At 68.8% G+C, this 22,914-nt stretch carries 22 protein-coding genes; 15 read left to right on the forward strand and 7 right to left on the reverse strand.

The features are described from left to right. Positions 1 to 40: 40 nt before the first annotated feature. From ACLJQ7_RS00235 to gcl, 3 genes are read left to right on the forward strand one after another with little or no spacing between them, the layout of a single operon-like run. On the forward strand, positions 41 to 868 hold the full coding sequence (locus ACLJQ7_RS00235) for a hydroxypyruvate isomerase family protein (RefSeq protein WP_410646028.1): 828 nt from the start codon (positions 41 to 43) through the stop codon (positions 866 to 868). After that, the gene (locus tag ACLJQ7_RS00240; RefSeq protein ID WP_410646029.1) at positions 865 to 1,752 is read left to right on the forward strand and encodes an NAD(P)-dependent oxidoreductase; all 888 of its coding nucleotides are present in this window, start codon (positions 865 to 867) and stop codon (positions 1,750 to 1,752) included. Before ACLJQ7_RS00235 ends, ACLJQ7_RS00240 begins: the two co-directional genes overlap by 4 nt. A gap of 3 nt (positions 1,753 to 1,755) precedes the next feature. Then, a complete protein-coding gene (gene gcl / locus ACLJQ7_RS00245) occupies positions 1,756 to 3,450 on the forward strand; it encodes a glyoxylate carboligase (protein WP_410646030.1) in 1,695 nt (564 codons plus the stop codon). A 45-nt stretch (positions 3,451 to 3,495) separates the two neighbouring features. Here gcl and ACLJQ7_RS00250 read toward each other — a convergent pair whose 3' ends face one another. Together ACLJQ7_RS00250 and ACLJQ7_RS00255 are read right to left on the reverse strand one after the other, a co-directional pair. Then, positions 3,496 to 3,924, reverse strand: coding sequence for a pyridoxamine 5'-phosphate oxidase (locus ACLJQ7_RS00250; protein WP_410646031.1), 429 nt, complete (start codon positions 3,922 to 3,924; stop codon positions 3,496 to 3,498). Between the two features lie 305 nt (positions 3,925 to 4,229). After that, on the reverse strand, positions 4,230 to 5,390 hold the full coding sequence (locus ACLJQ7_RS00255) for a lytic transglycosylase domain-containing protein (RefSeq protein WP_410646033.1): 1,161 nt from the start codon (positions 5,388 to 5,390) through the stop codon (positions 4,230 to 4,232). Between the two features lie 250 nt (positions 5,391 to 5,640). Between ACLJQ7_RS00255 and ACLJQ7_RS00260 the strand changes: the two genes are divergently transcribed. The 3 genes from ACLJQ7_RS00260 (at position 5,641) to ACLJQ7_RS00270 (ending at position 9,960) form a co-directional block, all read left to right on the forward strand. Beyond that, positions 5,641 to 6,219 (forward strand): ArsR/SmtB family transcription factor, encoded by a 579-nt coding sequence (locus ACLJQ7_RS00260; RefSeq protein WP_410646034.1) that lies wholly within the window; start codon positions 5,641 to 5,643, stop codon positions 6,217 to 6,219. Between the two features lie 97 nt (positions 6,220 to 6,316). Continuing rightward, a complete protein-coding gene (locus ACLJQ7_RS00265; RefSeq protein ID WP_410646035.1) occupies positions 6,317 to 8,638 on the forward strand; it encodes a penicillin acylase family protein in 2,322 nt (773 codons plus the stop codon). Then, positions 8,635 to 9,960: an alpha/beta hydrolase family protein gene (locus tag ACLJQ7_RS00270; RefSeq protein ID WP_410646036.1), complete on the forward strand. Its 1,326-nt coding sequence runs from the start codon at positions 8,635 to 8,637 to the stop codon at positions 9,958 to 9,960. The genes ACLJQ7_RS00265 and ACLJQ7_RS00270 overlap by 4 nt, the downstream gene beginning before the upstream one ends. Before the next feature lie 106 nt (positions 9,961 to 10,066). Here the strand turns inward: ACLJQ7_RS00270 and ACLJQ7_RS00275 are convergent, their stop codons facing one another. Further along, positions 10,067 to 10,867 carry a carbon-nitrogen hydrolase family protein gene (locus ACLJQ7_RS00275; protein WP_410646037.1) on the reverse strand — a complete coding sequence of 267 codons (801 nt, stop codon included), beginning with the start codon at positions 10,865 to 10,867 and terminating at the stop codon, positions 10,067 to 10,069. 103 nt (positions 10,868 to 10,970) lie between these two features. Here ACLJQ7_RS00275 and ACLJQ7_RS00280 point away from each other — a divergent pair, with 103 nt between their 5' ends. Continuing rightward, the gene (locus ACLJQ7_RS00280) at positions 10,971 to 11,630 is read left to right on the forward strand and encodes a GntR family transcriptional regulator (protein ID WP_410646038.1); all 660 of its coding nucleotides are present in this window, start codon (positions 10,971 to 10,973) and stop codon (positions 11,628 to 11,630) included. Here ACLJQ7_RS00280 and ACLJQ7_RS00285 read toward each other — a convergent pair. Beyond that, positions 11,618 to 12,712, reverse strand: a complete 1,095-nt coding sequence (locus ACLJQ7_RS00285) for an agmatine/peptidylarginine deiminase (protein WP_410646040.1) — start codon at positions 12,710 to 12,712, stop codon at positions 11,618 to 11,620. The two genes, ACLJQ7_RS00280 and ACLJQ7_RS00285, sit on opposite strands and share 13 nt — an antisense overlap. Before the next feature lie 87 nt (positions 12,713 to 12,799). Here ACLJQ7_RS00285 and ACLJQ7_RS00290 point away from each other — a divergent pair, with 87 nt between their 5' ends. Both ACLJQ7_RS00290 and ACLJQ7_RS00295 read left to right on the forward strand, forming a co-directional pair. Further along, the gene (locus ACLJQ7_RS00290) at positions 12,800 to 13,366 is read left to right on the forward strand and encodes a TetR/AcrR family transcriptional regulator (RefSeq protein WP_410646041.1); all 567 of its coding nucleotides are present in this window, start codon (positions 12,800 to 12,802) and stop codon (positions 13,364 to 13,366) included. Next, entirely contained in the window at positions 13,366 to 13,701 is a 336-nt protein-coding gene (locus tag ACLJQ7_RS00295) for a sporulation protein (RefSeq protein ID WP_410646042.1), read from the forward strand. The genes ACLJQ7_RS00290 and ACLJQ7_RS00295 overlap by 1 nt, the downstream gene beginning before the upstream one ends. Here the strand turns inward: ACLJQ7_RS00295 and ACLJQ7_RS00300 are convergent. Further along, positions 13,640 to 14,314, reverse strand: a complete 675-nt coding sequence (locus ACLJQ7_RS00300) for a TetR/AcrR family transcriptional regulator (protein WP_410646043.1) — start codon at positions 14,312 to 14,314, stop codon at positions 13,640 to 13,642. The genes ACLJQ7_RS00295 and ACLJQ7_RS00300 overlap by 62 nt on opposite strands. Positions 14,315 to 14,368: 54 nt before the next feature. Here ACLJQ7_RS00300 and ligD point away from each other — a divergent pair, with 54 nt between their 5' ends. After that, the gene (gene ligD / locus ACLJQ7_RS00305) at positions 14,369 to 15,301 is read left to right on the forward strand and encodes a non-homologous end-joining DNA ligase (protein ID WP_410646044.1); all 933 of its coding nucleotides are present in this window, start codon (positions 14,369 to 14,371) and stop codon (positions 15,299 to 15,301) included. Between the two features lie 342 nt (positions 15,302 to 15,643). On the opposite strand, the gene ACLJQ7_RS00310 is transcribed toward ligD, so the two are convergent. Together ACLJQ7_RS00310 and ACLJQ7_RS00315 are read right to left on the reverse strand one after the other, a co-directional pair. Then, the gene (locus tag ACLJQ7_RS00310; protein WP_410646045.1) at positions 15,644 to 18,028 is read right to left on the reverse strand and encodes an ATP-binding cassette domain-containing protein; all 2,385 of its coding nucleotides are present in this window, start codon (positions 18,026 to 18,028) and stop codon (positions 15,644 to 15,646) included. 355 nt (positions 18,029 to 18,383) lie between these two features. Beyond that, positions 18,384 to 18,887 (reverse strand): Lrp/AsnC family transcriptional regulator, encoded by a 504-nt coding sequence (locus tag ACLJQ7_RS00315; RefSeq protein WP_410646046.1) that lies wholly within the window; start codon positions 18,885 to 18,887, stop codon positions 18,384 to 18,386. 93 nt (positions 18,888 to 18,980) lie between these two features. Between ACLJQ7_RS00315 and ACLJQ7_RS00320 the strand changes: the two genes are divergently transcribed. The 5 genes from ACLJQ7_RS00320 (at position 18,981) to ACLJQ7_RS00340 (ending at position 22,901) form a co-directional block, all read left to right on the forward strand. Continuing rightward, positions 18,981 to 20,165, forward strand: a complete 1,185-nt coding sequence (locus ACLJQ7_RS00320; protein WP_410646047.1) for an MFS transporter — start codon at positions 18,981 to 18,983, stop codon at positions 20,163 to 20,165. 138 nt (positions 20,166 to 20,303) lie between these two features. Next, on the forward strand, positions 20,304 to 20,492 hold the full coding sequence (locus tag ACLJQ7_RS00325) for a hypothetical protein (RefSeq protein WP_125683248.1): 189 nt from the start codon (positions 20,304 to 20,306) through the stop codon (positions 20,490 to 20,492). A gap of 45 nt (positions 20,493 to 20,537) precedes the next feature. Continuing rightward, the gene (locus ACLJQ7_RS00330) at positions 20,538 to 21,680 is read left to right on the forward strand and encodes a type III PLP-dependent enzyme (protein WP_410646048.1); all 1,143 of its coding nucleotides are present in this window, start codon (positions 20,538 to 20,540) and stop codon (positions 21,678 to 21,680) included. Next, complete coding sequence (speD, locus tag ACLJQ7_RS00335; protein ID WP_410646049.1) at positions 21,670 to 22,041, forward strand: adenosylmethionine decarboxylase; 372 nt, start codon at positions 21,670 to 21,672, stop codon at positions 22,039 to 22,041. Before ACLJQ7_RS00330 ends, speD begins: the two co-directional genes overlap by 11 nt. Further along, positions 22,041 to 22,901, forward strand: a complete 861-nt coding sequence (locus tag ACLJQ7_RS00340; RefSeq protein WP_410646050.1) for a spermidine synthase — start codon at positions 22,041 to 22,043, stop codon at positions 22,899 to 22,901. The genes speD and ACLJQ7_RS00340 overlap by 1 nt, the downstream gene beginning before the upstream one ends. Positions 22,902 to 22,914: the final 13 nt, after the last annotated feature.

The raw sequence follows: 22,914 nt of genomic DNA on the forward strand, positions 1-22,914 counted from the left end.
CGAAAGAAAGTTTCCGCAGAGCGAAATTGCAGAGGTTTCGATGGCTGATCTTGCCGGTTCGCGTCACGCGCTGCCCTACGTGCTGAACCTGTCGCTCGTCTTCACCGAGTTGCCGCTGCTCGACCGTGCGGAGGCGGCGCGCGAGGCGGGCTTCACCGCGGTGGAGTACTGGTGGCCCTTCGAGACTCCGGTGCCGGACAGCGCCGAGGTCGACGCCTTCGTGGCGTCGGTCGAGCGGGCGGGCGTCACGGTGACCGGGCTGAACTTCTTCCCCGGTGACATGGCGGGCGGTGATCGCGGCCTGGTCACGTGGCCCGGTCGTGAGGACGAGTTCGCCCGCGCCATCGCCTCGGCGATCGACCTTGGCGAGCGGCTCGGCTGCCGTCGGTTCAACGCGCTGTACGGCAACCGGATCGACGGTGCGGATCCGGCCGGGCAGGACAAGCTCGGCCTCTCGAATCTCGCGCTCGCGTCGGACGCGGCCGCACGGATCGGCGCGGAGATCGTCCTGGAGCCGTTGTCGGGGGCGGAGAAATACCCGCTCAAGACCGCGGACGACGTACTGAAGGTGCTCGACGAACTCGGGCGGGACAACGTGAAGCTGCTGGCCGACCTGTACCACCTGGCGGTCAACGGTGACGACCTCGACACGGTCACGACCGTCCACACCGGACGGATCGGCCATGTGCAGATCGCCGATGCCCCAGGGCGGCACCAGCCGGGGACCGGAACGCTGGACATCGAGGGATACCTGGAAAAGCTGCAGACGGCGGGCTACCGCGGGCAGGTCGGCGTGGAGTACAAACCCGACGGACCGAGCGCGGATTCGCTGTCGTGGCTGCCTTTCGAACGAAGGGGACTGGCATGACCATGCTGGGATTCATCGGCCTGGGCATCATGGGCGGGCCGATGGCGGGACATCTCGTCGCCGCCGGCCACGAGGTGAGCGGATTCGACACGAACGCCGACGCGCTGGCGAGGCTGGAAGCCGCGGGCGGCCGGGCCGCGAACGGGGTGACGGACGCCGTGGCGGGCGCGGAGGTCGTCATCACCATGCTGCCGAACCACCCGCAGGTCGAGGCCGTCGTGCTCGCGGCGGGTGGGGTGCTGGAGTCGGCCAAACCGGGCACCCTGCTGATCGACATGAGCACCATCCGGCCGGAGACCTCCATCGAGGTGGCCGAGCGGGCGGCCGAACGCGAGATCCGGGTGCTGGACGCGCCCGTTTCCGGTGGCCAGGCCGGGGCCGAGCAGGCTGCACTGTCCATTATGGCCGGTGGTGACGGCGAAGACTTCGCCGCGGCGCTCCCGATCCTGGAAGCGGTCGGCAAGACGATCGTCCACGTCGGACCGCACGGCGCCGGCCAGGTCGTCAAGGCCGCGAACCAGCTGGTGGTCGGCGGAACCTACGCGCTGATCGCCGAGGCCATCGTGCTGCTCGAAGCCTCCGGCGTGGACGCCGGTGTCGGGCTGGACGTCCTCGCGGGCGGCCTGGCGGGCAGCCGGATCCTCGAACTCAAGCGGAAGTCCATGGTGGCGCGGGAATTCGCGCCGGGGTTCCGGATCGACCTGCACCACAAGGACATGGGCATCGCGCTCGCCGCCGCCAGGCAGGCCGAGGTCGCGTTGCCGCTCACCGGGCTGGTCGCCCAGCTCGTCGCCGCCGGACGGGCGATGGGCCACGGCTCGCTCGATCACTCCGCGCTGCTGAAGGTCGTCGAAACGCTGTCCGGCGCGGAAAACAAGGAGTGACGCATGCCAAGAATCCCCGCCATGCAGGCCGTCGTCGACGTCCTGGTCAGTGAGGGCGTCGACACCGCGTTCGGCTGCCCCGGCGCCGCGATCCTCCCGCTGTACCACGCGATGCAGGACAGCGGCATCGAGCATCTGATCGTGCGCCACGAAGAGGGCGCGACCCATATGGCCGACGGCTGGGCGAGGACCACCGGCAACGTCGGCGTCGCGATCGGCACCTCCGGGCCCGCCGGGACGAACATGATCACCGGCCTCTACACCGCGCAGGCCGACTCGATCCCGATCCTGTGCATCACCGGGCAGGCCGACTCGCGGAAGCTGCACACCGAGGCGTTCCAGGCCGTCGACATCGTCGAGATCGCCAAGCCGGTGACGAAATGGGCCGTGCAGGTCAAGGAGGCGGCCCAGCTGCCGTGGGTGTTCCGGGAGGCGTTCCGGATCGCGCGGTCCGGCCGTCCGGGCCCGGTGCTGATCGACCTGCCGATCGACGTCCAGCGGCAGGAGATCGAGTGGGATTCCAGTATCGACTCGCCGCTGCCGGTCACCAGGGCGACGCCGTCACCGGCCAGGGTCGAGCGAGCGCTGGATCTGCTGCTCGCCGCCGAACGGCCGCTGATCCTCGCCGGTGGCGGCGTGGTGCTCGGCGACGCGAGCGACCGGCTGCGGACCGCGGCCGAACTGCTCGGTGTCCCGGTCGGCGTGACGTTGATGGGCAAGGGGACCTTCCCCGAGGACCACGAACTGTTCGCCGGCATGGCGGGTGTCCAGACCTCGCAGCGGTGGGCGAACGCGGCCTTTCTCGAAGCGGATCTGGTGCTGGCGCTGGGCGCGCGGTTCGGCGACCGGCACACCGGTGACCTCGACGTCTACCGGGGGAACCGGAGGTTCATCCACGTCGACATCGAGCCGACGCAACTGGGCAAGGTGTTCGGGCCGGACCTCGGCATCGTGTCGGACACGGGCACCTTCTTAGACGCGCTGATCGAGGCGGCGTCGAAACGTTCCCCGGCGCGGGATCGCGCGTGGCCGCGGCGGATCGGCGAACTCAAGGAGAGCCTGCCGCGCCGCGAGGACTTCGAGGACACGCCGATCAAGGCTCCCCGGGTGTTCAAGGAGATCAACGAGTTCTACGGCGAGGACGCCTACTTCGTCACCGCTATCGGGCTCTACCAGATCTGGTCCGGGCAGTTCCAGCGCGCGCACAAGCCACGGCATTACCAGGTGTGCGGTCAGGCGGGCCCGCTCGGCTGGGAGATCCCGGCGGCGATCGGGGTCAAGAAGGCGAAACCGGAGGCCGAGGTCGTCGGCGTCGTCGGGGACTACTCGTTCCAGTTCCTGGTGGAGGAGTTGGCGGTCGCCGCGCAGTACGACGTCGGATTCGTGCTGATCATGCTGAACAACGAGTACCTCGGGCTCATCCGGCAGGCCGAGACCGGCTACGAGATGAACTTCGAGGTCGACATCCACTACGACAAGATCGGCACGGACAACGTGAAGGTCATGGAGGCCTACGGCTGCTCCGGCACCCGCGTCACCGAGCCGGGCGAGATCCGGACGTCGCTGGAGTGGGCGCGCAAGGAGGCCGAGCGGACGTCGCGGCCGGTGCTGGTGGAGATCATGATCGAACGCGAAGGGAACGCCGCGATGGGCAAGGCACTCGACAGCGTCGTCGAGTTCGAACCGATCGCGGGCTGATGACGGTGTCCCGGCGGGTCCGCCCGCCGGGACACCGTCATGCGGTCAGGCCTTGCCCTGGTCGTTGCTCAGCCACTTCTCCGGCCGGACGCGGACCAGCACGGAGTTGTCGCTGAGCGCGCCGTCGACGTACTTCGTGCCCTCGTCACCGGGCAGGTAGCGGTGCGCGATCTTCAGCGCCTGCTCCCTGGTCGGCGGCGTGTCGTTGGCGATGACCGGACCCTCGGCCGTCACGTACTTGTAGGGAAAGGTCTCTGTCTGCGCGACCAGGCTGAGCCTGCCCGCCTTCTTGATCGCCTTGTCCTTGACCGAACCGCCGTCCATCCAGATCAGGAGCTCGCCGCCGGGCTCGTAGTCGTACCAGACCGGCACGGCCAGCGGGGCCCGGCCTTCCCGCTCCACGGCCAAGACCCCGATGTGGACCTCGCTCAGGAAGGCTTCTCGTTCTTCGGCGGTCATGACGAAAGACGACATCCGTGTCTCGCTTCTCTCGGTTGGTGGCTACGAGAAGCGGTAACGCGGCACGTCTTCGGGACATTCCGGGCGCTCAGTTCGTGGCCCCGTCGGCTTTCGCAACACGCCACCGCCGCCTCTTCGGTACATGAAGGACCCCTTCCTTGCGCCTAGGTGCAGGAAGGGGTCCCTCATGTACCTGGGCAAGGGGCCTTCATGCGCAGCCGCTGGACTCCTGCTGCAGGTGCGGTCCGTGAAGGCCTCCTTGAGGGACCCAGAGTCCCTCAAGGAGGCCTTCACGGACCGGCGTTTGGGGAAGCGATCGGTTACGGGGTCGGCGAAGTGGTGGTGCTGGTCGGGGTCGTTTCGCCGGTGTCCCCGGCCGGCGTCGAGGCCGGCGGCGCGGAAGACGTGCTGGACGGAGGGGGCGTCGTCGAGGACGGAGGCGTGCTCGACGGCGGCGTCGACGAGGGAGGTGTCGACGAAGGCGGGGTGCTGGTCGGCGGTGTGGTGCTGCTCGGCGGGAGCGATGTGCCGGGCGGCGAGGTCGGCGGCGGCGTGGTCGTGCCGGGCGGGGGAGTGCCGGGCAGGGTCGGCACCGGGACCTGGCCGCCGGGCGTGCCGGCGGCGACGTCCGGGGAGTCGGACGCGCCGACGGGCACCTGGCTGTCCGGTGTGGTCGCGACGCCGCCGCGGTAGGCGACCGCCCACCGGATCACTGTGTCCACATAGGACAGTGAGTGGTTGTAGCGGTACACGGCCACGCGCTGGGTCTGCTCCGACGTCAGGTCGACACCGCCGGAGCAGAGGTACCGGCCCGAGGCCAGCGTCGCGTCGTAGATGTTGTTCGGGTTCGACTCGCCGTCGCCGTTGCCGTCGGAGGCGTAGCCCTTCCAGGTCGACGGGATGAACTGCGTCGGGCCGACGGCGCGGTCCCACACCGTGTCGCCGTCGTACTTGCCGCCGTCGGTGTCGGAGATCGCGGCGAACGGCCCGGCGCCGTTGAGCTGCGGGCCGAGGATCGGTTCGAGGGTGTTGCCCTTGGCGTCGACGTAGCCGCCGCGCGCGTGATTGGACTCGATGCGGCCGATGCTGGCGATCAGCGCCCAGTCGATGTGGCAGCCCGGCAGTTCCTTCGCGAGGATGTCGGCCGCGTTCTGGTATGCCTTCATCATGCTGGCGGGGATGCCGAGCGCGCCCGACGGTGCGAACGCGCCACCGACGTTCCCGCTGTGGCCGGGGACGATCAGCGGATCCGGCGTGGGTGGCTGGGGAAGACTGCCGTCGACGGCGATCTCCGGGACGGTGCCCGCCGGCGGTTGCCAGGCCGCGGCCTGGTTCTGCGGTACGGCCGGTTTCGGCGCGGCGTCCGGGCCCGCCGACGCGGTGACCGCGGGCAGGACGGCCAGTGCGCCACCGGCGAGCGCGAAGGCCGTCCGGTGCCGGGCGGACAACCTGTCCGTCTGTCGAGGGCGGTGCTTCGGCATATTTTCTCCCGCAAGGTCGACTCCGGGCAAAACTATCCGATACAACCGAATTTCGGGGACGACGCAACGAAAAACCCGCGAACCTGTCGAGTTTTCGTCCGCCCGGCACAAGACCTTCGTAGTGAAGTTGTCAATTTCACGCTGAGTTCACCGAAACGTCAGCAGAATCCTCGCTCGCTCCGCGGCGGTGGTCTGAACCGCGTGCAAAGAGACCTTTGCACAATCTTCTTTGCACGTCTACCTTGGGGTCATGACCGGTCCGCCGCCACCCGAAGAGATCGCCGACGCCGCCGTGCTGAAGGCGGTGATGCACCCGCTGCGCCGCCGGATCATGGAGGCGCTGGGCCGCGGACCCGCGACGGCGACGAAGCTGGCCAAGGAGCTGGGGGAGAGCTCGGGTGCGACCAGTTACCACCTGCGGGAACTGGCGAAGTACGACTTCGTCGACGAGGCGCCGGAACTCGCGCACGGCAAGGAGCGCTGGTGGCGTGCCCGGCCACGCGACATCCGCTGGCCCCGGCACAGCGAGCAGAACGACGAGATGCGCGCGGTGTTCGACGAGGCGCAGCGCGCCGCGTTCACCGAGGACCTCGAACAGCTGGCGCGTTTCCTCGAGCGGCGCGGTGAGCTGGGCGAATGGGGAGACGCGCTGGTGTTCTCCCGTGGCTCGGTCCACCTGAACCTCGAAGAGCTCAAGGAGTTCTTCGACGAGTACCTGGACTTGCTGCGCCGCTATTGGCGGCCGGAGCCCGGCCCGGACGCGCGGAAGGTACTCGTGCGCTGGACGGCGTTCCCGGACGCCGACGGGGAGGTGGGGGAAGGGAACTGAATAACCGGTGGGAGAGCGGCCACTCGACCACCGGCATCGCGTCACCACGCCGGACGGCGTGTCTTCACGAACGACTCCACAGACAAGGGGGAGCAGCGTGCTGCTCTGGAAGAGAATCGCGGCCGTCTGCGCCGCGGCGAGCCTGCTCGCGGCGGGGACCGCTGCGGCCGCGCAACCGCCGGACGGGGCATCCCGGCCGGACGCCACCATCCGTTACACCGAATACGGCATCCCGCATATCGTCGCGAACGACTGGGTGAACCTGGGCTTCGGGCAGGGGTTCGCCGCGGCCAAGGACAACATCTGCGCGATCGCGGACGTCGCGGTCACGACGCGGGCCGAGCGTTCCCGCCGGCTCGGGCCGGACGCGCCGCCCACGAGCGGGGTCAGCCAAGCGAGCACGAACCTCGCGAGCGACCTGTACTTCCAAGGTCTGAACGAAAGCGGCGTGATCGAGCGGCTCCTTTCGGCGCCCGCGCCGCGCGGGCCGTACCGGGAGGTCCGCGAACTGGTCCGCGGCTACGTCGAGGGGGTCAACAAGTACCTCCGCAGCGGCGAGAACACCGACCCGGCCTGCCGGGGCGCCGGCTGGCTGAAGCCGATCACCGAACTCGACGTCTACCGCCACAGCCACGCGGTCGGCATGATCTTCGGTCAGGGCGGCGTCGCGGACTCGATCACCGCGTCGCTGCCGGGTGCCCCGCCCGCGGGTGGCGGTGCCGAACAGATGCTCGGGGAAACCGGGATCGGCAGCAACGCGATCGCGGTCGGATCGGCCGCGTCGGCGAACGGACGCGGTGTCTTGCTGGCCAACCCGCACCTGCCCTGGCAGCTGAGCGGGACCAGGCTGTGGCAGTCGCAGCTGACGCTGCCCGGCAAGCTGAACGTCAGTGGCGCCGGTATCCCCGGTATTCCGCTCATGTGGCTGGGGCACAACGAAACCGCCGCCTGGAGTGGAACCGCGACCGACCAGACGCGTACGTACACGCTGTTCGAGTTGAAGCTCGTGCCCGGCTCACCGACGACGTACCTGGTGGACGGGAAGCCCGAGCGGATGCGCCGCCACGACGTGAGTGTCCTGTCGCGCAAGGCCGACGGCTCTTCGGAACGAGTCATACGTCCACAGTGGACGACCCGGTACGGCCCGGTGACGACGCGGCTCGGGCAGCGGGAACTGCCGTGGACGGCGTCGACCGCGTTCGCCATCGCGGACGCGAACGCCACGAACGTCGGGATGACGAACTCGATGTTCGCGATCGCCCGCGGCCGGACGGCGGGGGAGATGATCGACGCGGTCCGCGAGACCCAAGGGCTGCCGTGGATGAACATCCTCGCCACCGACGATCGCGGGCGGGTCGAGTTCAGCCAGATCCACGGCGTCCCGCACGTCACCGATGAGAAGGCGGCGCGCTGCAACACGCCGCTGGGCAAGGAAATGTTCGAGGCTGACGGGGTCGCGGTGCTCGACGGTGCCAAGACGGCCTGCGCGTGGGGCCGGGATCGCGACGCGCTGCGCCCGGGCGTCTTCGGTCCGTCCAGCCTGCCGAGTCTGAGCCGGTCCGATTACGTGGCGAACTCGAACGACAGCTACTGGCTGCCCAATCCCGCGGTGCCGAAGACCGGTTTTCCCCGGATCGTGGGCCCGGTCCGCTACGAACAGAACATGCGGACAAGGGGCGGTTTCGTCGAGATCGCCGATCAGCTGGAGAAGGGCGGCTTCACCGGGCAAGCGATGCGGGACCTGATGTTCTCGCACCGGGACCACGCCGCCGAACTCGTCCGGGCCGACGTCGTCGCGATGTGCCGCACGATGCCGGGCATGGACGCCGCGTGCGCCGTGCTGGCGGGCTGGGACGGCCGTTCGGACGCGGACAGCCGGGGCGCTCTGCTGTTCGACCGGTTCTGGTCGGCGGTGGATCGGGTGGGTCCGTCGATCTGGAAGGTCCCGTTCGACGTCAAGGATCCGGTCAACACGCCGAACACCCTCGACACGGGTAACGCCGCGATCCGCGAGGCGCTCGCCGGCGCTGTCGCGGAGTTGCAGGCGGCGAAGATCCCGCTCGACACGCCGTACGGCGACAACCACTACGTCGTCCGTGACGGCCGGAAGATCCCGCTGGGTGGCGGAACCGCCGGCCGCGGTGTCTACGACTCGCTGGGCGGGCCGTGGGATCCGGCTCGCGGCTACACCGAGATCACGCACGGCGGGACGTACCTGCACGTCGTGGCGTTCAACGGCACGGGGTGCCCGGACACGACGACGCTGGTGACCTACTCGCAGTCCGCGAACCCGAAGTCCGCGCACCACAGCGACCAGACGGAGTTGTACTCGCGCAAGCAGTGGGTCACCGAACGGTACTGCGAGAAGGACATCCTCGCGTCGCCGTCGCTGGAGGTCGTCCGGGTGAGCAGGCGATGATCGGCGCGTTGCTCGCGACCCTCGTGGCGATCTCGTCACCGCTGCCCGCCTCGGCTCCGGACAGCGAGGTCTCGTTCACCAGCCACGGGGTCACCTTGCGGGGAACGGTGGTCGCGCCGGAGGGCGGTGGTCCAGCGCCGGGCATCGTCATGGTGCACGGATCCGGCGAACACGACCGGGACGACTACCGCGCCGAGGCGGAATCCTTCGCGAAGGCGGGGATCGCGACACTGATCTACGACAAGCGGACCGAGGGTTATTCGCTGTTCGAACGGGACTACTCGGTCCTGGCCGACGACGCTCTCGCCGCGGTCCGGGCGCTGCGTTCGCGTCCGGGGGTGGACCCGGCCCGCGTCGGCGTGTGGGGCCTGAGCGAAGGAGGCTGGGTCGCGCCGTTGGCGGCGTCGAAGTCGAAGGACGTCGCCTTCGTGGTCACCGTCGGTGCCAACGGTGTTTCGCCCGATCGCCAGCAGTCGTGGGCCTTCGAGACCTATCTCCGCCGCGGCGGGGTCACCGGTTCGATGGTGGACATGGTGTCGTCGACGAATATGCGCACCCTCGCGGGCGCGGGTGTGTTCCCCGAGGCCGGATACGATCCGGTTCCGGTGCTGGAGAAGGTGCGGCAGCCGGTGCTCGGCCTATGGGGTGAGCTGGATCGGCTCACCCCGCCCGGCGAAGCCGTGCGGATCTTCCAGGAGACGCTGGACCGGGCCGGGAACCGGCAGTACACGCTGAAGGTGTTCCCGCAGGTCCAGCACGGGCTCCGGCGGACCACCGATGGTTTCGACAAACTCGACGGCTTCGCTCCCGGCTATCTCGACCTCGTCGCGAACTGGGTGAACGGAACGAAGGACGGGCCGTCCGCCGACCCGCCTCCGGTCCAGGCGAGCCAAAGTGCCGCGCTGGCACCGCTCGCCTGGTACGAGGTGCCGTGGGTGCAGATCGTGGTCTGGGCGCTGGCTCTGCTGGCGTTCGCGGCCTACCCGGTGACAGCGTTGTTCCGCCGTCGTAAGGAGGTTCCGCTCGCCGGGCCCGCACGCTGGCTCGCTTCGGCAGGCCTGCTCGGGACGGTGGGATTTCTCGTTTACTACGTCGTGCTGACGACGGGGGCGGCGATGGGGCCTGGTCCGGTCCTTTTCGGACGGACGCTGCCATGGCTCGCGTTGCAGCTGATCGCGGTCGGGGTCGTCGTCGCCGGGGCGGTGACCGCGGTTTCGTGGTGGCGGAAGAAGGAACGTGGGGGAGTCCGGGTCGGCCTGCTGCTGGCCGGAACCGTGCTGTTTATCCCGTGGGCCGTCCACTGGGGACTGCTGGTGCCGTGAACCGAGCCTGGGTGCCGGGCGGCCACCCGGCACCCAGGCGAACGGAAGCCGCGTCACCACGCCCGAGGGCGTGTCTTCACGAACGGACTTCCGGTTCAGAAGATACTCAGGACTTCGGGGTGACGGTGAACCGGCGCAGTTCCAGCGCCGGGTTCTTGGCGCGTACCTCGGAGATCCGCTCGGCGGAGACCTCGCCGGTCGCGGTTCCCGTGCGCTCGCCGAGCGAAGCGACGACGACGCCCATCGGGTCGACGATCATGCTGTGCCCCGAACCCGTCGGGGCGGCCTGCCCGGCCGCGACGAGGTAGATCGTGTTCTCGATCGCCCTGGCCCGGATCAGGGTGGTCCAGTGGTCCTCTTTGAGCGGACCGGGCATCCACTCCGCGGGCAGCAGTACCGCGTCGGCGCCCGCGTCGACCAGGCGACGGGTGACCTCCGGGAACCTCAGGTCGTAGCAGGTCTGGAGACCGAAGGTGATCCCGTCGACTTCGAACGTCTCCGGGGCCTCGATGTCGCCGGGCCGGACCAGTTCCGATTCGCGGAAACCGAAGGCGTCGTACAGGTGCAGCTTGCGGTAGAGCGCGGTGATCGCCCCGTCGGGGCCGGCCGCGACCAGCGTGTTCGAGATCCGCTCGCCGCCGGGGAGGGCTTCGTTGATGCCCGCGACGACGGTGATCTGCCTGTCCTTCGCGAGGCCGCGCAGTTCGGTGACGAACGGCCCGTCGAGTTCTTCGGCCGAGGTCACGAATTCCCGGCTCATCGTCGGTACGGTGAACAACGAGTACTCGGGCAGCGCGACCACCCGCGCGCCGCGGTCGGCCGCTTCGCCGACCAGGGAGGCGACTCGGGCGAGGTTGGCCTCTTTGTCGTTGCCGGGCGCGAATTGCGCCACCGCGACGTGCACCATGGGACCCCTTCCAATCAGTGGAACTCTTGTATACATGATGGATACTTGGCTGGTCCAGGTGTAGGCTCTGTCGCGGAAAGTGACGAAATAGAGGGGGAACGAGATGACTGTGACCGCCGAAGGGGGCGGCCCGGCGCGCGAGCGGGTCTACACGTGGCTGCGCGACGGAATCATCTCGGGCGAGCTGGAAGGCGGCCGGTTCCTCGACGAGATGTGGGTTTCCGGCGTCGTCGGCGTCTCCAGGACCCCGGTGCGCGAGGCGTTCCACCGCCTGGCCGCCGAGCGGTTCATCAGCCTCCTGCCCCGCAAGGGCGCCCAGGTGCGCACGGTCACCGCCAGGGAGCTGGAAGAGGTCTACCAGAGCAGGCGGCTGATCGAAGGCCACGCCATCGCCATGCTCTGCGCGAACCGGGCGGGCGCTCCCGCCGAACTGCCGGAACTCATCGAAGCCATGGCAAGCTCCGGCGCCGAACACGACTGGTTCGCCGTGTCGGGTTTCGACCGCCGGTTCCACCGCGCCATCGTGAACGCCGCGGGCAACACCGTCCTGACCGAGCTGTACGACACGCTCCGTTCGCGGCAGCAGCGGGTCACGGTCCGCGCGCTGGAGGCGCGCCCGCAACGGCTGACCGTGATCAACGCGGAACACCGGGCGTTGGTCGCCGCCCTGAACGACCACGACGCGAAAGAGGCGTCACGGTTGCTGGAGGAGCATCTGCGCCCGGTGTCCGAAGTGATGTCGGTGCTGCCTCAGGAAGGCTGACCCGGCTGGTCGTGTGTCGAGCAGTGGATCCCGCCGCCTCCCGCGGCGATGGCCGGGATCTTCACCGGCACGATCTCGCGGCCGGGGAATTGCTCGCGCAAGATCCGCTGGGCGCGCTCGTCCGCCTCGATGTCACCGAATTCCGGCACGAAGACCGACTTGTTCGCGACGTAGAAGTTGGCGTACGAGATCACGCTGTCCTCGCCGTAGCCTTCGACCTTGTCCGGATCCGGCTGGACGAGCTCGATGACCTCGAAGGGCCTGCCGTCGGCGTCGGTGGTGCTCGCGAGCACCGACCTCGCCTGATCAGTCGCACGAGACCAGGAATCGGGCGGCGTTCCGGGCGCGGCTTTGTCCAGGAGTACGACGCCGGGCGCGGTGAACCGGGCCAGGCAGTCGACGTGGGCGTCGGTGATGTCCTCGCCGCGAACGCCCGCGAACCAGATGACCTTCCGGACGCCGAGCACCTTCTTCAGTTCGTCTTCGATCTCCTGGCGGCTCTTGCCCTTGTTGCGGTTGTCGTTGACGAGTGAGCTTTCGGTGACCATCAGGGTGCCCGCGCCGTCGGTCTCGAACGAGCCGCCCTCGGCGGTGATCCAGGTTTCGGTGCGGGCCAGGCCGTACTCGCCCAGCACGGACTTCGCCACGGCGTTGTCCTTGTCGTGTGGCTTCTGTTTGCCGCCCCAGCCGTTGAAGTTGAAGTCGACGCCCGCGACCTTGCCCGCCTCCTCCACGAAAACCGGGACGGTGTCGCGCGCCCACAGGTCGTCGACCGGGATCGGGGCGACCTCGACGGTGTCGCCGCAGGCTCGCTGAGCGGCGTCGGCGTGCTCGGGCCTGGCGAGGAGCACCACCGGTTCGAAGTCGGCGATCGCCTTGGCCAGACCCGCGATCTCCTCACGGACGACGGGGAGATCCTCCGCCCAGATGGACTTCGACGCGGGCCAGGACAGGTAGGTGCGTGCGTGACTTTCCCATTCGGCGCCCAGCCTGCGACCCGCCACCGCGCTCCCGACGGCGACGGCGCCGACCGCGGTCACCGCGCGCAGGACCGTGCGACGGGGAAGGGACGAATCGAACACTTTCTGCACTCCTTGGTCGGACCGGTATTGACACGATAGCATCTGACTGAAAATTCAGTCAGGACCAGATGACTAGGGTGAAGCCCCGTGTTCGAACGTCAGCAGAAGATCTTGGAAGCGGCCGTGCGAGTGATCGCGCGCAGCGGTGTGCGGGGCCTGCGGGTGGAGAAGATCGCGGCGGAGGCAGGGATCTCGACCTCGCTGATCTACTACCACTTCACGAACCGCGCCGGGCTCCTGCGGAAGACGCTGGAATTCGTCAGCGATCGCGCCGCGGCGTACACCGAAGAGGCCGCGGCCAAGGCGGCGGATCCCCGCGCCGAACTGGAACTCCTGCTGTTCGGGGAACTTCAGGACACCCAGTCGGTGCGGGAGAACAGCACGGCCTGGGGCGAATTGCGGGCCAGCGCCGTCTTCACCCCGGAGCTGCGTGAGCCGCTGGCGGAGTCGACACGGATCTGGGTGGACGAAGTCGCCGGGGTGATCCGGCGTGTCGGCGGTGCCGGAGTCAAGGCCGAGGACGCTGCGGAACGGCTCACCGGGCTCGTCGAAGGACTCAGCGAGCGGTGGCTTTCTGGTTCGATGGGTCTGGACAGGGCGCGGGACCTCCTGCGAGGTGCGATCGCGCTGGAACTGGACAGGGCGGGAGGCTGATGGGACTCGAAAAGGTCGTCGGGGTCATGCGCGACAACCTCACCGTCCGGCGCGTCTACGGCGAGCCCGTCGAGAAGGATGGCGTCGTGGTCATCCCGGCCGCGAGCGTGATCGGCGGTGGAGGCGGTGGGCACGGCGCCGAACAGGACAAGGAAGGCGAGGGTGGCGGTTTCATCCTCGCGGCGCGACCTGTCGGCGCGTACGTCCTCAAAGGCGGCGAGGTGCGCTGGGTCCCGGCGGTGGACGTGACCTTCCTTTCAGCGGTGTTCGCCGTCATGGTCGCCGCGATCCACCGGCGCCGGTCATCCCGGCGAGGATCAGATCGAGCCCGGTGAGGAACTGCTCCCGGTCGTCGTGATCGCGCGCGTCGCCGGCGATGGACCGGAGGAAGGGGAATTCGGCCGGATCGAGTCCTTCCCAGGCGTCCGCCGCGGCGTGGAGGAATTCGGCGCGGTCCACCCCGGCCACCCGGGAGTTCGCGGCGTTCTGGCCGGCGGCGCCGAAGATGTAGTGCACCAGTGCCGAGGTCGCCGTGAACCAGGTGGTTTCGGGGACGTCGAGCGCGCTGACCCGCTGCCCGATGCTTTCGAAGATCCGCGGCGTCACCGAACCCCAAGGGCTGCGGGAGAGTTGCGCGGCGAGTTGCGGGGGCAGCCAGGGGTGCCGGTCGACCGCGTCGAACAGGCCGAGCGCGAGGGCGCGGATCTCACGCAGGGGTGAGCCCGTGGCTTCGACGGCCAGCGCGCCGGCGATGACGGACGCGGTCGCGGCGTCGAGCAGCGCGCCCTTGTTCGGCACATGCCAGTAGATCGCGCCGGGACCGGTGGCGAGGCGTTCGGTCAGCGTCTTGAAGGTCAGCCCGCGCTCGCCCGCCGTGTCGAGGAGCCCGACGGCGGCCTCGACGATGCGCTCGCGGGACAGTGCCTCCGCGCGGGTCCGTGGTGCCATGTCGTTCATCCTGACAGAGCGGCGGACCGGTGACGTTCGGGTTAGTTTCCTTGTATGGCGAAAAGCTCGGCGGTGGAGATCGAGGTCGGCGACCGGACGGTGCGCGTCTCGAACCCGGATCGCGTGTACTTCCCGGCACGAGGCGAGACCAAGCTCGACCTCGTCCGGTACTACCTCGCCGTCGGCGACGGGATCGTGCGGGCGCTGCGGGAACGGCCGTGCATGCTGCACCGGTTCCCCTCCGGTGTTTCGGGGGAGAAGGTCCATCAGAAACGGGTGCCGAACGGTGCTCCCGACTGGTTGCAGACCGTCCGCGTCGATTTCCCGTCCGGCAGGCACGCCTACGAACTGTGCGTCACCCATCCCGCGGACGTGATCTGGGCGGTGCAGATGTCGACCGTCGAGTTCCACCCATGGAACTCCCGCCGCGCCGACACCGAACGCCCCGACGAATGGCGGATCGACCTCGACCCGATGCCCGACTGCCCCTTCTCCACCGTGCGGAAGGTCGCCCACACCGTCCGCGAGATCCTGGACGAACTCGGGATCACCGGCTGGCCGAAGACCTCCGGCGGGCACGGCCTGCACGTCTATGTCCGGATCGAGCCACGCTGGGGTTTCCAGGAGGTCCGCCGGGCGGCGCTCGCTTTCGCGCACGAGGTCGAGCGCCGGATGCCCGACGAGGTCACCACCACCTGGTGGCGCAAGGACCGCGACCCGACGAAGCTGTTCGTGGACTACAACCAGAACGCGCGCGACCACACCATCGCGAGCGCGTACTCGGTTCGCGGCGTGCCCGAAGCCGTCGTCTCGACCCCGATCCGGTGGGACGAGATCGACGACGTCGAACCGCGTGAGTTCACCATCGCCACCGTGCCCGCGCGCTTCGCCGAACTGGGCGACCTGCACGCGGGCATCGACGACACGGCATACTCGCTCGACACCCTGCTCGAGTGGGCGGACCGCGAAGGCCTCGACGCCGAGTGACCTCCCCGCATTTTAGTCCTCTAAATGTGGTTGGGTGCGGCCCCGAGGCCGCACCGCGAAGGGCGAGCGAGTAAGCGACCCGCATTCAGAAGACTTAAATGCGGGTCGGGTGGGGCCGAGTGAGGGGTTGCGAAAGCCACTTTCGCAACGTTGAAGGTTGCGAAAGTGGCTTTCGCAACGTGCCCTGTCGCCGCCCCGTGGAGCCCGCCCCTCACCTCGGCGCCGGCTTCGGCTGTCGCGAAAGCCACTTTCGGGACACCAGATGTCCCGAAAGTGGCTTTCGCAACGCGTGCGAACCCGCGCCCTTCCGCATTTAGAGGACTAAATGCGGAAGGGGGAGGGTCACTTGCCGACGTAGGCCGCCAGGTGCTCGCCGGTGAGCGTCGAAGAGCTCGCGACGAGGTCGGACGGCGTGCCCTCGAAGACGATCTTGCCGCCGTCGTGGCCGGCGCCCGGGCCGAGGTCGATGATCCAGTCGGCGTGCGCCATGACCGCCTGGTGGTGCTCGATCACGATCACGGACTTGCCCGCGTCGACGAGCCGGTCCAGCAGGCCGAGCAGGTTCTCGACGTCGGCCAGGTGCAGACCGGTGGTCGGCTCGTCGAGGACGTAGACGCCGCCCTTGTCGCCCATGTGCGTCGCGAGCTTCAGCCGCTGGCGTTCGCCGCCGGAAAGCGTGGTGAGCGGCTGGCCGAGGCTGAGGTAGCCGAGCCCGACGTCGTCGAGCCTGCTGAGGATGGCGTGCGCGGCCGGGATGCGCCCGTCGCCCTCACCGAAGAACTTCACGGCCTCGGAGACCGGCATTTCGAGCGCTTCGCTGATGTTCTTGCCGCCGAAGGTGTACTCCAGCACCGACGCCTGGAACCGCTTGCCGTCGCATTCCTCGCAGGTGGTCGCGGTGCCCGCCATGATGCCGAGGTCGGTGTAGATGACGCCCGCGCCGTTGCAGTTCGGGCAGGCACCCTCGGAGTTGGCGCTGAACAGCGCGGGCTTCACGCCGTTGGCCTTGGCGAAGGCCTTGCGGATCGGTTCGAGCAGACCGGTGTAGGTGGCCGGATTGCTCCGCCGCGAGCCGCGGATGGGGGTCTGATCGACTGAGACCACGCCCTCGGCGGCGGGGATCGAGCCGTGGATCAGCGAACTCTTGCCGGAACCCGCGACACCGGTGACCACGCAGAGGACGCCGAGCGGGACGTCGACGTCCACGTTCCGGAGGTTGTGGCGGTCCGCGCCGCGAATCTCCAGTTTGCCGGTGGGCTTGCGGACGCTGTCCTTGAGCGACGCCCGGTCGTCGAGGTGCCTGCCGGTGATGGTGTCGCTGGCGCGCAGGCCTTCGACGGTGCCCTCGAAACAGATCGTCCCGCCCGCGGTACCCGCGCCGGGCCCGAGGTCGACGACGTGGTCGGCGATGGCGATGGTCTCCGGCTTGTGCTCGACGACGAGCACCGTGTTGCCCTTGTCGCGCAACTGCTGGAGCAGGTTGTTCATCCGCTGGATGTCGTGCGGGTGCAGCCCGATGGTGGGTTCGTCGAAGACGTAGGTGACATCGGTGAGCGAGGAACCGAGGTGCCGGATCATCTTCGTGCGCTGCGCCTCGCCGCCCGAAAGCGTGCCGGACGGCCGGTCGAGCGAGAGGTAGCCGAGGCCGATGTCGACGAAGGAGTCGAGGGTGTGCTGGAGCTTCTCCAGCAGCGGCGCCACCGACGGCTCCTTGAGCCCGCGGACCCAGTCGGCGAGGTCGCTGATCTGCATCTTGCCGGCGTCGGCGATGTTGATCCGCTTGATCTTCGACGAGCGCGCGAGTTCGCTGAGCCTGCTCCCGTCGCATTCGGGGCAGGTGGCGAAGGTGACCGCCCGGTCGACGAACGCGCGGATATGGGGCTGCATCGCCTCGCGGTCCTTGGACAGGAACGACTTCTGGATCGTGGGGATCAGTCCCGAGTAGGTCAGGTTGATGCCCTCGATCTTGAGCTTGACCGGCTCCTTGTAGAGCAGGTCGTTCATCTGCCGCTTGGTGTACTTCTTGATCGGCTTGTCGGGGTCGAAGAAGCCGCAGCCGCGCAGGATGCGGCCGTACCAGCCGTCCATGGAGAAACCGGGGATCGTCAGCGCGCCCTCGTTGAGGGATTTGGTGTCGTCGTACAGCGCGGTGAGGTCTATGTCGTTGACCTGCCCGCGGCCATCGCAGCGGGCGCACATGCCGCCGGTGATGCTGAACTCGCGGCGTTCCTTCGTGGTCCGCCCGCCCTTCTCGACGGTCACCGCGCCGGCTCCGGAGATAGACGCGACGTTGAAGGAGAACGCCTGCGGGGAGCCGATATGCGGCTTCCCGAGCCGGCTGAAGAGGATGCGCAGCATGGCGTGGGCGTCGGTGGCGGTGCCGACCGTGGAACGCGGGTCCGAGCCCATCCGCTGCTGGTCGACGATGATCGCGGTGGTCAGGCCGTCGAGCACGTCGACCTCGGGCCGGGCCAGCGTCGGCATGAAGCCCTGTACGAAGGTGCTGTACGTCTCGTTGATCAGCCGCTGCGACTCGGCCGCGATCGTGTCGAAGACCAGTGAGCTCTTGCCCGATCCGGAAACCCCGGTGAACACCGTCAGCCGTCGCTTCGGCAACTCGACGGCGACGTTCTTGAGGTTGTTCTCGCTCGCGCCCAGCACGCGGATCAGGTCGTGGCTGTCGGCGGGGTGCTGCTCGGGCGGCTGCGGCCGGGTGGTCTTGCGCATCTTCTCTCCATCCTCACGGGGGCCGCGTGTACGTTCCGTCAGCCGCACCGGGCTCGATCTAACCAGCTTCGAGCCGTTCGTCCTTGTTGGTGATCACGCTAGGTGAACGCAGCACGCCGTCGCTTCTCGATTCCTGATCCGTCCGGTGGCAGAACTTCCGTGGGTGTGTCGTCCGTTGGCACACACACGTGTCGTCCGTCTGATCACCCGTGTCGTCCGTTGGCGACCATCGCACCACCACGACCACGGCACTGGTCCTCGTCCTCCGTGATCAGATGGACGACGCGCGTGATCAGATGGACGACACGCGTGATCAGATGGACGACGCGCGTGATCAGACGGACGACGCGCGTGATCAGACGCTCCAGCCCTCGCTCTTCGTCGCCTTCAGGTAGTCCTCGACCGGCGGGCCGACCGGCCTGCCCTCGTACTGCGTGGACAGCACCACCGACGACCGGATCTCACCGTGTTTGCCCAGCCGTTCGAAGAGGCCTTCGAGGTGTTCGAGCGACACGGCCCGCACCTTCAGCATGGTGCAGCGGTCGCCGCTGAGCCGGTGCAGTTCGACCACCTCGGGGTAGTCCTCCGACTTGCTGGTGCGCAGCAGGCAGCTGCCGAGCGAGCAGCGCATCTCGACGAACGCCTGCAGGCCGTACCCGGCGCGGTGGGCGTCGACCTGGGCCCGATACCCGGTGATGACGCCCGCTTCCTCCAGCCGCCGGACCCGTTCGGCGACGGCGGGCGCGGAGAGGTTCACACGGCGGCCGAGTTCCTTGAACGAGAGCCGCCCGTCGCCCTGGAGTGTTTCGAGGAGCCGCCAGTCGAGGTCGTCCAGCGCCCTTTCCGATCGTAAGGTCATCGCGCCCGGATTCCTTCCATGATGCGCCTCGAAGCCCAGCGAGGCCTTCGTCAGCCTATTCGCCGCGGCGCCCGGAATCCCTAGGTTTGAATCATGAAACCGATGTTCGCGCTCTTCATGGGTGTCGCCTGTCTCAGCACCGCGGTCGTCGGCCTGTCCACCACGGCGGCGCTGATCGTGGTCGAGCACGCCGGCGCCGCGTGGAGCGGACTGCCGAACGCCGTGCTGGTACTCGGTTCCGCGGCGGGTTCGCTGTGGTCCGGGGCACTGGCCGCCCGCTACGGCAGGCGGCTCGTCCTCGTGCTCATGTACGGCGCCGCGGTGGCCGGCGCGCTGATCTCGTTCGCCGGAGTGCTCGGCGGATCCGTGCTCGCGCTGGTGGCGGGGATGCCCTTGATCGGCTTCGGAAACAGCGGCGCGCAGTTGTCCAGGTACACGGCCGCCGACCTGTCGCCCGAGCACCGCAAGGGGTTCGCACTGTCCACAATGGTCTGGGCGGGGACCGTCGGCGCGATCGCGGGGCCCGCGCTGATCGCACCGGCCGCGGCGAGGGCCGAAGCCGCCGACCTGCCCGCCCTGTCCGGGCCGATCGCGGCAGGCGCGATCGTCGTGGCCATCGCCGTGGTCGCCGTCGCCACCCTGCCGCGAGGCCTCGCCGCACCGGCCGACGGGGTGCCGAGACGGGAGCGGATGTCCGTGCGGAACCCGGTGATCCTCGGGCCGCTCGTGGCGATGGTCGGCGCGCAGCTGGCCATGGTGGCGGTGATGACGATGACGCCGGTCCAGTTGCACCAGCACGGTCAGGGGCTGGACGTCGTCGGCTGGGTGCTGAGCGCCCATCTGGTCGGGATGTTCGCGCTGGCACCGCTGTCCGGCTGGATCGCCGACCGCTGGGGCGGCCGCGCGGCCATCTTCGGCGGGATCGGCACGCTCACCGTCGCGGCGGTCACCGCGATCGGCGCCCCGGATTCGCATCACGTGGGAATCCCGGTCGCGATGTTCCTGCTGGGCTACGGCTGGAACCTGGTGTTCGTCGGTGGCAGCAGCATGCTCAGCCGAGATCTCCCGCCCGCCCAGCGGACGAGGGCGCAAGGCACCGTCGACGCCTTCGTCTGGGGGACTTCGGCCGCGGCGAGCCTGCTCGCCGGGCAGCTCTTCGGCCTGGGCGGATACGTTCTGGTCGCCGTCGCGGGCGGACTGTGCGCCCTCGTCCCGCTCGCGGTGATCGGCCGACGCGCTCCCGCGCCGGAACCTGCCGAAAAGGCCGGGCTCCGCTGATCTGCCAAACGCGGGACCTGCCGTCATACTGCTTCACTCCGACACGAACGAACCCGTGATGACGCAGATCACGTGGGTGACCGATTCGGAGGGTCCTAGGGTGAAAGCAGACAAGGTGCGGGAGATCGGGGGTGCACGATGAGCGAGTTCGCGGTGAATCTGCGGGACCGGGTACGGCAGGCGAGGGAAGACGTCCAGATCGCCAAGCAGGCCTCGGACGAGGACAGGGCTTCGGCCGTCGGCGCCGATCTGGCCAACCTGGAGCGGCTGGCCGCCGAGCACGGTGTGGAGCTGCCGGAGCAATCCTCTGGTGACGTCCGGGCGTGACCCCGGGTTCCGGGCCGGTGATCGGGCTTTGACACCCTGGGGTGTGTGACCGCAAGCCTGAACCGGATCCGCGCCTTCCTGGCGGATCGCGAGCCGCCGACACCGTGCCTGGTCGTCGACACCGACCTGGTCGCGGAGCGTGCGGCCGCGGTCACGGCGGCGTTCCCGGACGCGCTGATCCGTTACGCGGTCAAAGCGAATCCGGCTCCCGAGGTACTCGACGCCGTGGCGTCGACCGGCGCGGGGTTCGACGTGGCCGGCCCGGGGGAGATCGAGCTGTGCCTGTCCCGGGGCGCGCGGGCGGCGGACCTGGCCTACGGCAACACGATCAAGAAACCGGCGGACATCGCCTTCGCGGGCGAACGCGGGGTCCGTGAATTCACCACGGATTCCGCCGGTGATCTGGCGAACCTTGCCGAGCACGCGCCCGGTTCGCTGGTCTCGGTCCGCCTGCTGACCGGCGGCCCGGACTCGGTCACACCGTTCGGCCACAAGTTCGGCTGCGAGCCCGCGGTGGCCGCGGCGCTGCTCCGTCAGGCCGCGGAAGCCGGACTGCGGCCGGGAATCGCGTTCCACGTCGGCTCGCAGCAGCCGGATCCGGCCGCCTGGGAGATCGGGATCGCGACCGCGGCCAAGGTCGCCGCCGACGCGGGCGTGGTACTGGAGCGGCTCAACATCGGCGGCGGGTTCGCCACCGAGCACCGGGAACCCGTGCCGTCGCTGACGGACTACGCGGAGGTGATCCACGCCGCCCGCCGGCAGCATCTGCCGGAACCGGAGCTGCTGCTGGAACCCGGTCGCGTGATCGTCGGCGACGCCGGGCTCATCAGGACCGAGGTCGTCCTGGTGACGACGCGCGCCGCCGCGGACGAACGCCGCTGGGTCTACCTCGACGTCGGCAGGTACAACGGAATGGCGGAGTGCGAGAACGAAGCCGTCGCGTATCGGCTGGAGGCCGTCGGCGTCAAGGGACCGCAAGGACCGGTGGTCCTCGCCGGGCCGACCTGCGATGGTGACGACGTGCTGTACCAGCGGACGCCGTGCGCGCTGCCGCTGTCGTTGCGGGCGGGCGACCGGCTGGACATCCCGGGCACCGGGGCGTACACCGCCAGCTATTCGTCCGTCGCGTTCAACGGAATCGAGCCGTTGCGTACTTATTGTGTGGGGAGGTTCGCCGATGCCGGGTGAAGTACCACTCGTCGGCCGGTTCGCCGGCCGCCACGTACTCGCGGAGTTCGAGGGGATCGAGCCGTCGTTGCTCGACGACGCCGTGCTCCTCGAGAAGACACTCGCCGAAGCGGTGACCGAGGCGGGGGCGACCGTCTGCGAAGTCGTGTCGCATTCCTTCGCCCCGCAAGGGGTCACCGTGCTCGCGCTGCTGGCGGAATCGCACGCGTCGGTGCACACCTATCCGGAGATCGGCTCGGTGTTCGTCGACGTTTTCACCTGCGGGGACCGGGCCGATCCGGAACGCGCGGTCGCACTGCTGGCGAAGATGCTGGGCGCCGGGACCGTCCGGATGTCCACCGTGGAACGAGGAGAGAACTGATGGCGCAGCGAGTGATCGTCGAGCCGATGGGCGCGGGGCTCACCCGGAACTGGGCCGTCGAGGAGGTCCTGTTCGAGGGCCGCACCGCGTTCCAGAACGTCCTTATCGGACGGACGGCGCAAGGGGTCTCCCTGTTCTGCGACGACGAACGGCAGAGCACCGAACTGAGCCAGCTCGTCTACCACGAGGCGCTGATGCTCCCTTCGCTGCTGCTCGCCGAACGCGTCGAGCGGGTGCTGATCATCGGCTCCAGCGAAGGGGTCGCCTCCGAACTCGCGGTCGCCGCGGGCGCCGAGGTGGTCGACCACGTCGACATCGACGCCGAAGCGGTGCGGGCCTGCGCCGAGCACCTTCCCTACGGCTACTCCCTCGACGATCTGGCCCGTGCGGAGCGCGGGGAGGGGAAGATCCGGATCCACTACCGCGACGGCTGGGAGTTCCTCGCCGAGGCGCGTGAGCGCGGCGACTCCTACGACGTGGTCGTGATCGACCTGCCGGACGAGAACGACGATCCGGAGGCTCAGCACAACCGGTTGTACGGGAGCGATTTCCTGGCCCGGTGCACGGCATTGCTCACCGACGGTGGAGTGGTCGGGTGCCAGGCGGGCTGCCCGACGCTGTGGCGCAACCAGACGCTGATCACGTCGTGGCGCCGGTTCTCGGAATCGTTCGGCACCGTTCTCTACTACGGTTCGGACGAGCACGAATGGGCGTTCCTGAGCGGCAGGGCCGACCAACTCGACGATCCCGGCGCGCTCGTCGCGGAAAGGATCGGCAAGGCGGGAATCGGAGAGTCCACTATGGACGAAGACGCGATGAGGGCGAACACGGTCCCGCCGTTTTCCCTGCGACGGCACTGAGAACTCCTCGTCG

The sequence above is a fragment of the Amycolatopsis sp. cmx-4-54 genome, assembly GCF_046548895.1.
In the GTDB taxonomy this organism is placed as follows: Bacteria; Actinomycetota; Actinomycetes; order Mycobacteriales; family Pseudonocardiaceae; genus Amycolatopsis.